This is a genomic window from Dietzia sp. E1, from assembly GCF_014145015.1.
Taxonomy (GTDB): domain Bacteria; phylum Actinomycetota; class Actinomycetes; order Mycobacteriales; family Mycobacteriaceae; genus Dietzia; species Dietzia cinnamea_A.
The window spans coordinates 1-14,579 of sequence record NZ_JAALDU010000158.1; the positions used below are offsets into that span (position 1 = coordinate 1).

Genomic DNA, 14,579 nt, shown 5'->3' on the forward strand with positions numbered 1-14,579 from the left:
GGGCCGCGCTGCGGACGACGAGGACCGCGGCGTCGAACTCGCCCGCGCGGTGTGCCGACCACCGCTACTGCCGGCCCGCTTCGTCGACGTGGAAGGCCCGGAGCGGACACGACGGTTCGTCCGCCGCAGCTCGTGCTGCCTCATCTACGTCGCGACCGACGGCGGGAAGTGCGCGAGCTGCCCACGCCGCGCCCCGGACGACCGCCGGGCCGAGCTCGCCCTGCGGACGTAGCCTCTCGACCGACGACCAGGCGGGCCGGCCGGAGCGCCCGTGGAACGCCGCCTATCGCTTCGCGCGTCGCCTAAGGGGCCCCATAGGTGGCGAGTGATCCGATAGGCAGCTTGATGCCTGATCCGAAGACCGAGCCGGGTGCACGGCCGGACGGGCGGGTCCGGAGCCGGGTGCAACCGCAGACTCAGGCGAAGGGCGGCCCGGGCACCAGCTCCCCCGCCAGCCCGGCGACCGCCCCGATCACCGTAATCGCCGGCGGCGCGACCTCCGCCTCGGCAGCCTGCCGGGCGATGCTCGCGAGCGTCCCGTGCAGGACCCGCTGCACCGGGGTGGAGCCGTTCTCGATCGTCACCGCCGGGGTGCCCGCTGGCATCCCCTCGGCCAGTAGTTCGGCGGTGATGGCCGGAAGGGTCGTCACCGCCATGAGCAGCACGAGCGTGGTCCCGGACCTGGCGAGAGCGCCGTAGTCCAGGGTCGACTGCGGGTCGCCGGGCGGGACGTGGCCGGAGATCACCGACACCCCTTGCGAGAGCCCTCGGTGGGTAGCGGGAACACCGGCGAGCGCGGGCACCGACAGCGCCGAGGTCACGCCCGGGATCACCGTGACGGGCACCCCGGCGGCTGTACATGCGAGGTGCTCCTCGGCCCCGCGGCCGAACAGGAAGCTGTCGCCGCCTTTGAGCCGCACCACGGTCCGGCCGCGACGGGCCTGCTCGATGAGGATCCGGTTGATCTCCTCCTGCGGGGTGGCGAGACCGAACGGCACCTTGCCCACGCCGATCACCTCGATGCCCGGGTCGAGCTCGTCGAGGATCGACACCGGCCCCAGGCGGTCGGTCACCACCACGTCGGCGGTGCGCACGGCCTCGAGGCCCGCCACGGTCATCAGCCCCGGATCCCCCGGCCCGCCGCCGACGAGCACCACCCGGCCCGGACACTGCTCGCCGCCGGTGGCCCGGTCGGCGCGCTCGTCGTCGGCCGCCGCATTCTCCGCCATCACGCCGCCGTCCCTTCTCCGCGCCGCAGCAGGTACACGTCCATCACCCAGCCGAACTCGGCGCGCAGCCGCTCGCGATGCCCCCGCAGCTCGCCCAGTACGTCGCCGACCCGGCCGGCCACCAGCGTCTCGCCGGCGTCTCCGAGGTTGCCGCCCCACCAGATGTGCCAGCCGGCGAACTCCTCGAGCGGCAGGTCCGCGTTGAGCATCACCACCACGTTGTCCGCGCCGGCGGCCACCGCCTCGCGCAGCCGCCGACCGGTGGTGACGGTGACGGTGCCGCCGATCTCGTGCAGCACCAGCCGGTGTCGCGCGGCCAGGACCTGCAGCGCGGAGATCCCCGGCAACACCTCCACGTCCAACGCCAGGCGGCCGCGCTCGCCGATGCGGTCGAGGATCCGCAGCGTCGAGTCGTAGAACGCCGGGTCGCCCCACACCGGGATCACCACGTCGCCGGGCCGCGCGGCCATCGCGCGCTCCCACGCCAGCGACCGCGCCTCGTGCCAGTCCAGGACCACGCCGCGGTAGTCACTGTGGGTGGAGGTCGACGACGACGAGCGGTCCCTCTCCGGATCGGGCACGCCCACCAACTCCAGGTTCGGGGCGTGCCGGGCGAGCAGCCGCGCGCGGAGACCGACCAAACGGTCGGCCGGGCCCTTCACGGCGGCGAGGGCATAGGCGCTGGCGCGCAGGGCCTCGGCGGCTTCGATGGTGATCTGGTCGAGGCCGCCGGAGCCGATGCCCACCAGGCGCACACGCCGCTTCTCACTCGCCATGGGAGTCCTCGAGATCGCCCTCGACGTCCAGGTAGACCTGCCGCATCTGGTTCATGATGTCGGCGTCCGGCTCGGCCCACATGCCGCGGTCTGCGGCCTCCGACAGCCGTTCGATCATTCCGCGCAGCGCCCACGGGTTGGAGTCGCGCAGGAAGTCCTGCGTCTTCTCGTCGAGGACGTACTCGCGGGCCAGGGTGTCGTACATCCAGTCCTGGACCACCCCGGCGGTGGCGTCGAACCCGAAGAGGTAGTCCACCGTGGCGGCGAGTTCGAACGCGCCCTTGTAGCCGTGACGCTGCATGGCCGCGATCCAGCGCGGGTTGACCACGCGCGCCCGGAACACCCGGCGGGTCTCCTCGGCCAGGGTGCGGGTGCGGATCGCGTCCGGGGTTGTGGAGTCGCCCACGTACGCGCGCGGCTCGGCGCCGGTGAGCGAGCGCACGGTGGCGATCATCCCGCCGTGGTACTGGAAGTAGTCGTCCGAGTCGGCGATGTCATGCTCGCGGGTGTCGATGTTCTTCGCGGCCACTGCGATGCGCCGGTAGTTGGTCCGCATGTCGTCGGCAGCGGGCACCCCGGCCAGGTCGCGGCCGTAGGCGTAGCCGCCCCACCGGGTGTACACCTCGGCCAGGTCGCGGTCGTCCCGCCAATTGCCGGCCTCGATGGTCTGCAGGATCCCCGCGCCGTACGACCCGGGCGCCGAGCCGAAGATGCGGGTGGTGGCCCGCCGCTTATCCGCGTGCTCGGCCAGGTCCGCCCGGGTGTGGGCGGCCACGAAGTTCTGCTCGTCGGGCTCGTCGAGCTCGGCGACCATCCGCACGGCGTCGTCGAGCATCGCGATGACGTGCGGGAACGCGTCGCGGAAAAAGCCCGAGATGCGCACGGTCACGTCGACGCGCGGGCGGCCCAGCTCCTCGACCGGGATCACCTCAAGGCCCGTCACCCGGCGGGAGGCCTCGTCCCACTCGGGGCGCACGCCCAGCAGGGCCAGCACCTCGGCTATGTCGTCGCCCGAGGTGCGCATGGCCGACGTGCCCCAGATCGACAGCCCCACCGAGGCCGGGTAGGAACCGGTCTCCTCGAGGTGCCGCTCGAGCAGAGAGTCGGCCATGGCCTGGCCGGTGTCCCACGCCAGGCGCGACGGGATCGCACGCGGGTCCACGGTGTAGAAATTCCGCCCCGTGGGCAGCACGTTGACCAGGCCCCGCAGCGGGGACCCCGAGGGGCCGGCCGGGACGAACCCGCCGTCCAGGGCGTGCATCACCGCGTCCAGCTCGTCGGCCGTGCCGGCCAACCTCGGGACGACCTCACGGGCGGCGAAGCCGAGCACCTGCGCCACCTCGTCGTCGTCGCCCCCACTACCGTCGCCACGCACCCCGGCGTCACCGAGCGCATCGGCGCCACGCACCTCGGCCAGGACCTCGGGCACCGCGGCCACATCCCAGTCGCGCGCTTCCATGGCCTCCACCAAGCGCCGGGCCAGGTCCTCGACCCGGTCGACCTCCTCGGTCGGCGCGCCCTCGGCCAGGCCGAGCGCGCGGCGCAGGCCCGGCACCGCGCCGGACTCCCCGCCCCACACCTGGGACGCGCGCAGGATCGCCAGCACGAGGTTGACCCGCGCCTCGCCGACGGGAGCCTGGCCGAGGACGTGCAGGCCGTCGCGGATCTGGACGTCCTTGATCTCGCAGAGCCAGCCGTCCACGTGGAGGAGGAAGTCGTCGAACTCCTCGTCGTCCGGACGCTGCTCGAGCCCCAGGTCCTCGTGCATGTGCGCGGCCTGCATGAGGGTCCAGATCTGCGCGCGAATGGACGGCAGCTTGGCCGGGTCCATCGCGGCGATGTTGCCGTACTCGTCGAGCAGCTGCTCGAGCCGCGCGATGTCCCCGTACGACTCGGCGCGGGCCATGGGCGGCACCAGGTGGTCGACGATCGTGGCGTGCGCGCGGCGCTTGGCCTGCGCGCCCTCGCCGGGGTCGTTGACGAGGAACGGGTAGATGAGCGGCAGGTTCGCGATGGCCGCGTCCGTGGCGCAGTCCGCCGAGAGGGCGGCGTTCTTGCCCGGCAGCCACTCGAGCGAGCCGTGCTTGCCGATGTGCACCAGCGCGTGCGCGCCGAAGCCGTGGGCCAGCCAGCGGTAGGCGGCCAGGTAGTGGTGGGACGGCGCGAGCTCGGGATCGTGGTAGATCGCCACCGGGTTCTCGCCGAACCCGCGGGGCGGCTGGATCAATAGGACGACATTGCCGGCCTGGAGGGTGGCCAGGACGATCTCGCCGGCGTCGTTGACGAACAGGTCTCCCGGCGCCTCGCCCCACGCCTCGACCATCTCCGCGCGCAGGCCGGCCGGCAGGTCGGCGGTCCAGCGGAGGTAGTCCTCGGTGGAGATCCGCACGTGGCCGTCGGTGAGCTGCGCGGTGGTGAGCCACTCCTCATCCTGGCCGCCCGCGTCGATGAGGGCGTGGATGAGGGCGTCGCCGGCGGCGGTGTCGGTGGTGAAGGCGGTGTCAGTGGCGAAGGCGGCCGGGTCCAGGAACCGCGCGATCGGGCCGTCGTCGGGGCCCAGGTCGTAACCCTCCTCGCGCATCCGCCGCAGCAGGCGGATCGTGGAGACGGGAGTGTCCAGGCCGACGGCGTTGCCGATACGGGAGTGCTTGGTGGGATACGCCGACAGGACCAGCGCGACCTTGCGGTCGGCGGGGGCGACGTGGCGGAGCCGCGCGTGGGCCACCGCGATCCCGGCCACGCGCGCGCACCGCTCGGGGTCGGCGACGTAGCGGGGCAGGCCGTCGGCGTCGATCTCCTTGAACGAGAACGGCGCGGTGATGATGCGCCCGTCGAACTCGGGGATCGCGATCTGGTTGGCCGAGTCCAGCGGGTTGACGCCGTCGTCGGAGTCCGCCCAGTCGTCCCGGCTCCAGGTCAGGCACAGGCCCTGCAGCACGGGGATGTCCAGGGCGGCGATGCGCTCGACGTCCCATGCCTCGTCGTCGCCACCCGCGCTCGCGGACCCGGGCGTCGTTCCGCCGGCCGCCAGGACGGTCACGACCAGCGCGTCGAGGGTTCCGAGAGCGTCGAACAGCTCGTCGGGCGCCGAGCGCAGGGACCCGGCGAAGATCGGCACGCCCACCCCACCGGCGGCGTCGATCGCGCAGGCCAGCGCATGCGCGAAGCCGGAGTTCCCGCTCACCTCGTGGGCGCGGTAGTAGAGCACGCCCACTCGGGGGCCGCCCGGCGACTGGTCAGACCCGCCCGCGTTCTCCCAGGTCCCGTTCCGGGAATCGCGTCGTTTGTGACCACTCGCCGCGGAGTCAGCACCAGGGCGCGGCGCTATCCCCCACACCGGCACGCTCACCGGCGGCTCGAACCCGGCGCCGGTGAGCAGCACGGTGTCGGAGAGGAAGGCGTGCAGCTGCGCGAGGTTACCCGGGCCGCCCTCGGCGAGGTAGCGGTGCGCCTCGGCGGCGGTGCCGATGGGGACCGTGGACAGCTCCATGAGGTCGGCGTCGGGGGCCTGTTCACCGCCCAGCACCACCACGGGAACGCCCGCGCCCAGGACGGCGGCGAACCCGTCGTCCCACGAGCGGCGCGAACCGAGAATGCGCACCACCACCAGATCGGCGCCCTCGAGCAGCGCGGGCAGGTCGGCCTCGACGTCCAGGCGCGACGGGTTGCCGAGCGTGAACGCTGCGCCGGATTCGCGCGCGGAGAGCAGGTCCGTATCGGAGGTGGACAGCAGTGCGATGTGGGGCACGTCGGAGCGTGCCGGGGCGTCGTCAGGGGACGCCGAACGCCGGTCGGGGCGCATGTTCTTCTCCAAACCCTCGTGGAACATGTCGCCGTGGCCGGTCTCCTGGCTTCCGCATCAACGCCGCGCGACCGACCTTCCCGGGCTCTCGCCCAGTGGCCTCCGCCCCACGCGTGGGACGGACGAGGGTCGCGTGACTCCGCGACTACAGTGGCGAGGGCCGCGCCGGCTTTTCCTCCGGCTTCCCGAGCACCACGGCACGGCGAGCCTATCCGCCGGCCGAGTCCGTCTTCGCCTTCGGTCCCTCGCGTCATTTCGCGGGAGACAGTGCCGTCAGTAGACGACTTCACCACGCCGCATCGCGCGTGAGCCGAATATTGCTAGCGTATGCGCTAGCGCTAACCGCCCTTGACGGCTGGCGAGTTCAGGGAGGAGCAGTCATGAGCGATATCGATCCCCGTCGCTACTCGTACCGAGTTCAGTGGTCGCCCGACGACGACGAGTACGTCGCCACCGTCCTGGAGTTCCCGTCGCTGTCCTACCTCGAGCAGGACCAGACCGAAGCTCTCCAGGGACTCGTGAAGCTGGTCGCCGATGTCATCGCCGACCTCGCCGACTCGGGCGAGAAGGTCCCCCTCCCGTTCGCCGAACGCACCTACAGCGGCACCATCTACGTCCGCACCTCGGCGGAGGTCCACCGCCGTTTGGTGATGGAGGCGGCAGAAAACCACGTCTCTCTCAATCAGTGGGCGGCCCAGCGACTGGCCAGCGCATAGCCTGGCCCCTGCGCGGTAGCGGCCACCCCGGTGCACACTGTCCGGCGTGAGCATCTCCGAACCCACCCGCCGGACCCGCGGCGACCTGTGCCCGGGAGTGTTGCGGCCGTGGCCTGCCTCCGACGGCGCACTGGTCCGCCTGCGCGTCCCGGGCGGCCGCGTCTCGCCGGCGTCCCTGGCCGCGCTGCACGGAGTCGCCGTGCGATATGGCGACGACGACAACGTGCACCTCACGTCACGCGCGAACCTGCAGCTCCGGGCCCTGCCGGTCGGTCAGGATGGGCAGCTTCCGGGTGACGTGGTGTCGGCGATCGCCGCGACCGGCCTCCTGCCCGCCCCCGGGCACGAGCTGGTGCGGAACGTGATGGTCTCGCCGCTGACGGGGTTGGGGGAGCTGGTCGGCGGGCAGTCCGGCGGCCGGGCGGACCTGCGGCCGGTGACCGACGCCCTGGATGCCGGGCTGCTGGCCGATCCAGCGCTCGGGGGTCTGCCGGGCCGGTTCCTGTTCGTCCTGGACGACGGCTCCGGCGACCTCATCGAGCGCTCGTGCGACCTCGGCCTGGTCGCCCTGGATGGAGACACCGCGCAGCTGCGCGTGGGCGATCGGTGGTCGGAGGTGGTGCCGCTGTCCGGCGCCGCCGACCGGCTGGTCGAGCTGGCTCGCGCGTTCATTCAGGCCCGCGGCACCGGGCCGGACGCGCCGTGGCACGTGCGCGAACTGGCCGCTGACCTGCTCGTCGATCGGGGCGCGCCAGTCGCCGCCCCGGATCCGCGGCTGCCCGAGCCGACCCCGCCGCTGCCGTACGGCCCGGTCCCCGACTCGGACGGGCGGATCGAGCACGTCGAGGCACCGGAAGGAGTCCTCGGCCGTGACCTCATCGCCCGGCTCAACGGCAGCGACGTCTCCGAGCTCATCGTCACCCCGTGGCGCGGGGTGCTGGCCGTGCGCGCGTAGGCTGCGAGCTGTCCCACGGCGAGGAACCCGGTGAAAGTCCGGGGCGGTTCCGCCACTGTGAGGTCCTTCCGCGCGAGGGGCCCAGCCAGATACTCACCGGGGATCAGCGCCGCTCATGCCGCGGCGCTGCGACTTCTCACACCGGGGCGAGAACCCCGAGGAGGACCTGATGAGTGCTGCCTTGAGGCCGCCGCGTCGCTACGACTACGTCGACGACGGGCCCGCCATCTATCTCGACTCCTTCGCCACCATCCGGCACGAGACGGACCTGTCCGGCGTCCCCGCCGACGCCGAGCGGCTGGCCGTGCGGATGATCCACGGCACCGGGCAGACCGACCTCACCCGCGACCTGCAGATCCATCCGCATCTCGTCTCCGCGGCGCGGGCAGCCCTCTACGCCGGCGCGCCCATTCTGTGCGACGCCCACATGGTGGCCTCCGGCGTCACCCGCGCTCGCCTGCCCCGCGACAACGACGTGGTGTGCACCCTCTCGGACCCCAGCGTCCGCGACCTGGCCGCACAGATGGGCACCACCCGTTCCGCCGCCGCCCTGTCGCTGTGGGGCGATCGACTCGACGGCGCCGTGGTCGCGATCGGCAACGCGCCCACCGCCCTGTTCTACCTGCTGGAGATGTTGCTCGACGGCGCTCCCCGTCCGGCAGCTATCGTCGGCTGCCCGGTTGGCTTCATCGGCGCGGCCGAGTCCAAGTCTGCGCTCGCTTCGTTCGCCAGCGATCACGGCATCGACATCCCGTATGTCACCGTCCACGGCCGCCGCGGCGGCTCGGCCATGACCGCCTCCGCGCTCAACGCCCTGGCCCAGGAGGCGGAGTGACCAGCACCAGGACCGTTGAGGCCCCCGCACTCGACTCCGTCGTCCCCGGCCGCCTCTACGGGGTGGGCGTGGGTCCCGGCGACCCCGAGCTGCTCACCCTCAAAGCCGCCCGTCTCATCGGAGCCGCCGACGTCGTCGCCTTTCACGCCGGTCGCGGCAAGGAGTCCAACGCGCGCCGCATCGCAGCCGACCTGATCCCTGCCGACGCGATCGAGGAGCGGCTCGAATACCCCGTGACCACGGGACTCACCGATCACCCCGGCGGATATGCGGGAGCGATCGCGGACTTCTACGAGCGCAGCGCCCATCGCCTGGCCGAGCACCTCGCCGCCGGCCGCGACGTCGTGCTGCTCTCCGAAGGGGACCCGCTGTTCTACGGGTCCTTCATGTACATGCACGACCGACTCGCTCCTCGGTTCGAGACCGAGATCGTCCCGGGCATCCCGGCGTTCGCCGCCGCCACGGCCGCGGCCGCGACTCCGCTGGTCCGGCAGACCGACGTCCTCACGGTCCTGCCGGGCACGCTGCCCGAGCCCGAGCTCGCCCGCCGCCTGGCCGACACCGATGGCGCGATCATCATGAAGCTCGGCCGCAACTTCCCCGCCGTCCGCCGGGCGCTGGAGACCGCCGGCCGGATCGACGGCGCGGTGTACGTCGAGCGCGCCTCGATGAGCGCCGAGCAGTTCCACGCCGTGGCCGACGTCGACCCGGATTCGGTCCCCTACTTCTCGCTCATCGTGGTCCCCGGCGATTCGCGCCACGAGGACCCGACCGGGCGTCGCGGGGTTCCCTTGTCCAGCGCTGGCAGGCCTGCCGCCGCCCCCGCTTCGCCAGCATCTCCTGCTGCAGCCGGCGGCCCGGTCGTCCACGTGCTGGGCCTGGGCCCCGGCCCGGACTGCTGGATCACTCCCGAGGTGACCGAGGTTCTCTCGCAGGTCGACCACGTCGTCGGCTACGCGCCCTACGTCAACCGCGTCCCCCAACGGGCCGGTCTCACCCGTCACGCCTCGGGCAATACGGTCGAGGTGGACCGGGCCCGCTTCGCGCTGGGCCTGGCGCTGTCCGGTGAGCGGGTCGCGGTGGTCTCCGGCGGCGACGCGGGCGTGTTCGGTATGGCCTCGGCCGTGTTCGAGGCCGCCGAGGACCCCGCCTACGCCTCGGTCGACATCCGTGTCGCGCCCGGCGTCTCCGCCGTCCAAGCGGTGTCCGCCCGAGCGGGCGCGCCGATCGGCGCGGACTTCGCGGTCGTCAGTCTTTCGGATCGCCTCAAGCCATGGTCTGTCATCGAGCGCCGCCTAGATGCGATCGCCGCTGCCGACCTGGTGCTGGCAATCTACAACCCAGCTTCGCGTTCCCGCACCCACCAGGTGGCCGATGCCCGCGAGGTCCTGCTCCGTCATCGCTGCCCGACTACGCCCGTGATCGTGGGCCGCGACGTCGGCCGCACCGAGGAGTCGCTCACGGTCACCACGCTCGGCGACCTCGACTGCGCCTCGATCGACATGAAATGCCTGCTCATCGTGGGGGCGTCGGGTTCCCGGGTTACCGCCTCGGGTCGGGCATGGAGCCCGAGGTTCGCTACCACCTGATCCCAAACCCCTAGCCCCTACCCCCAAGTTTTTGATTTTGGCTCCGATGCCATCGTGAAATAAGGAATACGGCGGGCCTTGCAATTGGCCGTGGCCCTACAGGCGAGATCAACAGCTGCCTCAAAGGATAACCCGAGAATCCACCGATGCTCCGCATGCCGCTGAACAAGGCCTGCCGCTGAGCAAGCACGTGTCACGCCAACGCAGGAAAAGCGTCGTACTTTAGCCTTCGATTGTCGAACGCTGGCTTCGTGCCTTCCAGAACATCGAGGGAAAAGCGCGCCACATCGACGTCGGCAATACTCCCACTACTGACAAAAAACCTACTATCGCGCATCTGACAATGGATGATCTGATCAGCGTCACCCACGATCGCAAGATTGGCATTGTGGGTCACTACGATAGTCTGCCGCCGGCCAGCCGCTTCATAGATTGCCGGAACGAGTTTCGATGCAATCGTCTCGTTATCCAAGTTCTCCTCTGGCTGATCCAAAAGTAGCGGGGTAGTCCTACGGTCGACCACCAGGTAGAAGAGTGCAAGTACTAAACCACGCTGCCCTGGAGAAAGCTGCGAAAGAGGCTGCCCATCGCCGGTCAAGCCAAACCTGACTTCGAGCCATGCCAAGTCGAAAAGCCCCACTAAGAAGTCTTCTACCGAAGTGCTTCCACGCAATGCACTGGCTGGATCGCGCGGTTCGCCGCTCGGCTCGCCCTTCTCATGTTCCAGCCTGGACAGCGCCTCTGATAACTGCTCCTCAAGCTGCGCCCAAGTAGAATCTTCAAGTCGCTGCGCAAATCCTACTAGCCAATCCGTGAAGTCGCCGTTCCTACGACGGTCGAGCGATGAAGAAAGTGACTCCCAAACAGGCAACACCCGCAACTCTGCATTAACTTCCAAGCCCGCGTTCTTTACCACCTCGGATGTAGCAATGAAACTAGATGCATGCTCGTAGAGACTCTTGACAATCGTCAACTGAGACTGTAGCGCAAGATATATCAGGTGAGATCGTTCGAAGATCCGGCCGCGACAACTTTCCACGACCGCTGGGGCCTCCATTATGCGCGCGAGCAGCGCTCGAAGGCCAGCCTGGGACCCCTCATCGCTCTCCGTCCCTTCCAACTTGGAAAGCCGTTCTTCCGCTTGCATTACATGCTGCCGTGCTCGTTCCCGGGCGCCGTTCGCTGCAGCCAGGGAATCCGCCACGCTTCGGCGATCCTCGTCGATACTTGCCAGGTCTTGATCGATTACTTCGCCTGCCTCTTCCAGTTCCTCCAAGTCATTCTCGGTCGTTGCCCTCCACTCGGCATAACGAGATTCATCGATCTCCAAACGGACGAGGCCCTCGCCGCCCCACCCCGGAATTCCCTCCGACTGTCGGTTTAGTTCACCGACATCGGACTCAATCGCGCGCGCCTTCAGCACTATGGCTTCGAAGTTCGCGAGGTGCTGGCGAGCCTGGGCCCTTGCCTGAGCATTTCCCGCCTGCCGTGCGAGCAGTTCTGCGCGGGCCTTTTCTATATCCTCCGATCGTTTGCGAAGCGCCGCCACCTCTCCATCCTGATCACTCTCTTGATCGAACTCCGACAGGGCCGACTTGGCGCTCTCGACCTCCATTTTGGCCGCATCGATTTCGACCCCCTTAGCCTCCAATCGGCGCTGAACCTCTTCGGCTCTATTCGCGAACTGGAAACTTACTGCACGGACATACTCGTCCACAGCGGATCTCAACTCGTCTTTAAGCCGTTGAATATTGTCTCGAGAAGCCTGCGTTTTCTGAGCCAGAAGGTCTTCGAAGTTCTTTTCACCCGATTTTTCACTCTCTGGAATATGAGTGAATAGTATATTCCTAAGCTCGGCCTCAAACTCGTCTGTCCCGCCCCCTCCTGGGTCGCCGTTACAAACGCGCTCGACGAAACTCTGAGGGAGATATTCGACGCCTACGGGTACGGACTTTTCGTACGGCTGGGTGAGAGGAACCTTACGTGAGATTCCTGAAGCCCAGATGACTTCAGCGCTATACCTACTGGCGACCTTTCGGTTCGAGGCACTTAGGAAGCGACTTGCACTTAAGAACGCGAACTCACCGTTCCTCGTCGAGTTGCCGCCCAAAGCGATGCAATCAAGCAGTGCAGATTTGCCTTGGCCTTTGTTTCCCACCACCGCGACGAAGCCACTATTGAGCGGAACGTCGTGATTAAACAACTCGTCTCCAGATTGCTCCGAGTTGACCCGTACCCGATCGATGAACTGCTCCGGATTCCTCCGTATTTTTGCCAGCGCCGGCGGTTCTAGTCCGACATAGACTCGCCGTTTAAACTCACCAATAGCGTAGGACAGGCCAGCGAAAGAAGGGGTCGAGTTGATCCAAGTCTGACAAGCACCTAGTCGCATGTGCTGATCTGAATCGGAGAAAAAGTGAGCATCGCTGCAGTCCAGGACCTTGTGGTTCACATTGTCTTCTCGAAGCCGCTCTACGTCTTCCTCCCACTTCGCCGCATCCTGATAAGCGGTGAATACAATATCGGACGAGTTAATGACCGTCTTCTTTGCAGCGATCGACTGGTCGTTCCACTTGATGTCCCGCCATTCGGTCTTCCCGATAGCGGTTAGCGCCTTACCCCTAAAGTAGGGCCCATCGAGCAAGTTCTTGACGTCTCCAAGGCGCACATTAATGTTGTTGAAGCCCTCCACAAGATCGGAGCTGTAATTGGCTAGCTGGTCGGAGGGTACCGTTTCTTTGATTCGACGTCCCAGATCAGCTAACGACTGTTTCGTGATAACGCCACTCCAATCCGAGTTCTTACTACCCGGCGCCAATACCACCTTGGCCTGAAGCGCCCCCACGAACTGGGCCCGAATCACGTCGACATTGATACTCGGATCGAAAATCACATGGAGGTTGACCCGTGAGAGCTTTCCACTAGTACCACCAAATTGATCTAGTCGCATCTCGATCACAGGGAAAATCGCCTCGATATTTTTTAGCCTGCCGCTTTTTTTCGCTCGGACGACTCGCTCGTATCCATCGAGGAACCAATAATCATTTATGCCGATTACCGCGACGTCTCTTGGGAGCGCCTCGAGGTCGTCGATGTAGCGTTCCCATACTTCGTCATTGTCAGCGCCATAGTGTTGGACGATCGAAGCAGGGGTGTGGACGTGGAGGTCCCATATCCGCCATGCAGTGCCCCGCCGAGTTTCAGACCCTGATTCAGACAAGAATTACCCCATGACCCGCTACCCGAATATCCGGGAGCGTCGATTCCGAGATGTTATAGGGGTGAATATATCGTAACTGGTCGACTCTCGACGCGAAGGCACCATGCTGCTCACTTCACCTACCCGTGTTGATGCCTCCAGGACTCAATGGGAGGTCTTCCGCCGCTTCGCCTTCCGCTCCGGGCTCGACGCGTACAGCCACGACTCCGCCTCCCCAGGCCGCACCAACGCGCGTCCGACCATGATCACCGCCGCCTGGCGCAGGCCGGCGGCCTCCACGGCGTCCGCGATGTCGGCGAGCATCCCGCGCAGCTCCACGCGGTGCGGGCGGCTCGCGTTGGCCACCACCGCCACCGGGCAGTCAGCGCCATGGGTGCGCACGAGCCGCTCGGCCAGTTCGCGGATGCGGGTGATCGCCAGGTGCAACACCAGCGTCGCGCCGGTGGCGGCGAAGTTCTCCAGCGCCTCCGCCGACGGCATCGCGGTCGAACGGGCCTGGGTCCGCGTGAGCACTACCGACTGCACCACCTCCGGAACCGTGAGCTCTACGCCCAGCTCAGCGGCCGCCGCCGCGTAGGCGGGCACTCCGGGAACGACGTCCCACGGCACGCCGGCCGCGTCGAGTCGGCGGGTCTGCTCGGCCAACGCCGAGTACAGCGACGGATCGCCGGAGCACAGGCGGACCACCTCGAGCCCGTCGGCGTGCGCGTTTACGATCTCGGCAATGATCCCGTCAAGGTCCAGGTGCTGGGTGTCCACCAGCCGCGTCTCGGGGCGGCAGTGGGCGAGCACGCCGTCGTCGAGGTACGTCCCCGCGTACAGGCACACGTCGGCCCTACCTAACAACGCCGCCGCGCGGAGGGTGAGCAGGTCGGCGGCGCCGGGGCCTGCTCCTACGAAGTGAACGGTCACGAGCTCTCCCCTGTCGCTGTCGCCTGTCCGGACTCGGCGGCCCGGGTCGCGGTGTGCCGTTCCCGGTCCGCTGTCGCGCAGGGCTTGACGGCCGCCCACTGCACCACCGCGCGAGCCGGCGCCCAGCCGGTGAACCGGCCGATCGAGTCGGCGTGTTCCACGTGGAACCTGGTCAGCTCGCCGCCGAACTCAGCTCGGGCGTCGATCACCGCGCGTTCGGTCTCCAGCGTCACCGCGTGCGCCACCAGCCGGCCGCCCGGGGCCAGACCGCCCCAGCATTGTCGTAGCAGGCCACAGGCGGTGCCGCCCCCGCCGATGAACACCGCGTCGGGGCGCGGTAGGCCGTCGAGAGCCTGCGGCGCGCGGCCGTGGACGACCTCCAGCCCCGGCACGCCGAGTGCGGCCGCGTTGCGCCTGATCCGAGCCGCCCGCTCGGGATCGGCCTCCACGGCGATCGTCCGGCAGGACGGGTGCGCGCGCATCCACTCGATGCCCACCGACCCGGCGCCCGCGCCCACGTCCCACAGGAGCTCACCCGCGGACGG

Annotated in this window: 11 protein-coding genes and 2 riboswitches; of the genes, 5 read left to right on the top strand and 6 right to left on the bottom strand. The window is 68.5% G+C overall.

The genetic code is table 11. From position 1 onward, the window contains the following. Positions 1–232: (2Fe-2S)-binding protein (locus tag G6030_RS16420; protein ID WP_241724207.1), on the top strand; the 232-nt coding region annotated here is incomplete at its 5' end. 184 nt (positions 233–416) lie between these two features. Here G6030_RS16420 and cobA read toward each other — a convergent pair. Genes cobA through cobN form a run of 3 tightly spaced genes read right to left on the bottom strand, consistent with a single transcriptional unit; the run spans position 417 to position 5,753 of the window. After that, positions 417–1,229, bottom strand: a complete 813-nt coding sequence (gene cobA, locus G6030_RS06545; protein ID WP_182642579.1) for a uroporphyrinogen-III C-methyltransferase — start codon at positions 1,227–1,229, stop codon at positions 417–419. Beyond that, a complete protein-coding gene (cobF, locus tag G6030_RS06550) occupies positions 1,229–2,005 on the bottom strand; it encodes a precorrin-6A synthase (deacetylating) (protein WP_182642580.1) in 777 nt (258 codons plus the stop codon). Before cobF ends, cobA begins: the two co-directional genes overlap by 1 nt. Next, positions 1,995–5,753 (bottom strand): cobaltochelatase subunit CobN, encoded by a 3,759-nt coding sequence (cobN, locus tag G6030_RS06555; RefSeq protein ID WP_182642588.1) that lies wholly within the window; start codon positions 5,751–5,753, stop codon positions 1,995–1,997. Before cobN ends, cobF begins: the two co-directional genes overlap by 11 nt. A 71-nt stretch (positions 5,754–5,824) precedes the next feature. Next, a riboswitch (cobalamin riboswitch) is annotated at positions 5,825–6,019 on the bottom strand. Between the two features lie 168 nt (positions 6,020–6,187). Here cobN and G6030_RS06560 point away from each other — a divergent pair. From G6030_RS06560 to G6030_RS06575, 4 genes are all read left to right on the top strand, one after another. Continuing rightward, positions 6,188–6,523, top strand: a complete 336-nt coding sequence (locus tag G6030_RS06560; RefSeq protein ID WP_182642581.1) for a type II toxin-antitoxin system HicB family antitoxin — start codon at positions 6,188–6,190, stop codon at positions 6,521–6,523. Between the two features lie 46 nt (positions 6,524–6,569). After that, the gene (locus G6030_RS06565; protein ID WP_182642582.1) at positions 6,570–7,478 is read left to right on the top strand and encodes a nitrite reductase; all 909 of its coding nucleotides are present in this window, start codon (positions 6,570–6,572) and stop codon (positions 7,476–7,478) included. 20 nt (positions 7,479–7,498) lie between these two features. Further along, a riboswitch (cobalamin riboswitch) is annotated at positions 7,499–7,573 on the top strand. Positions 7,574–7,647: 74 nt separating this feature from the next. Beyond that, positions 7,648–8,313: a precorrin-8X methylmutase gene (locus G6030_RS06570; RefSeq protein WP_182642583.1), complete on the top strand. Its 666-nt coding sequence runs from the start codon at positions 7,648–7,650 to the stop codon at positions 8,311–8,313. After that, positions 8,310–9,902: a precorrin-2 C(20)-methyltransferase gene (locus G6030_RS06575; RefSeq protein WP_182642584.1), complete on the top strand. Its 1,593-nt coding sequence runs from the start codon at positions 8,310–8,312 to the stop codon at positions 9,900–9,902. Before G6030_RS06570 ends, G6030_RS06575 begins: the two co-directional genes overlap by 4 nt. A gap of 193 nt (positions 9,903–10,095) precedes the next feature. On the opposite strand, the gene G6030_RS06580 is transcribed toward G6030_RS06575, so the two are convergent. The 3 genes from G6030_RS06580 to cbiT all read right to left on the bottom strand — a co-directional run. Continuing rightward, entirely contained in the window at positions 10,096–13,122 is a 3,027-nt protein-coding gene (locus G6030_RS06580; protein ID WP_182642585.1) for a TrlF family AAA-like ATPase, read from the bottom strand. 144 nt (positions 13,123–13,266) lie between these two features. Continuing rightward, a complete protein-coding gene (locus G6030_RS06585) occupies positions 13,267–14,034 on the bottom strand; it encodes an SAM-dependent methyltransferase (protein ID WP_182642586.1) in 768 nt (255 codons plus the stop codon). Next, on the bottom strand, positions 14,031–14,579 hold a 549-nt coding region (gene cbiT / locus G6030_RS06590; protein ID WP_182642587.1), incomplete at its 5' end, for a precorrin-6Y C5,15-methyltransferase (decarboxylating) subunit CbiT. The genes G6030_RS06585 and cbiT, both read right to left, overlap by 4 nt.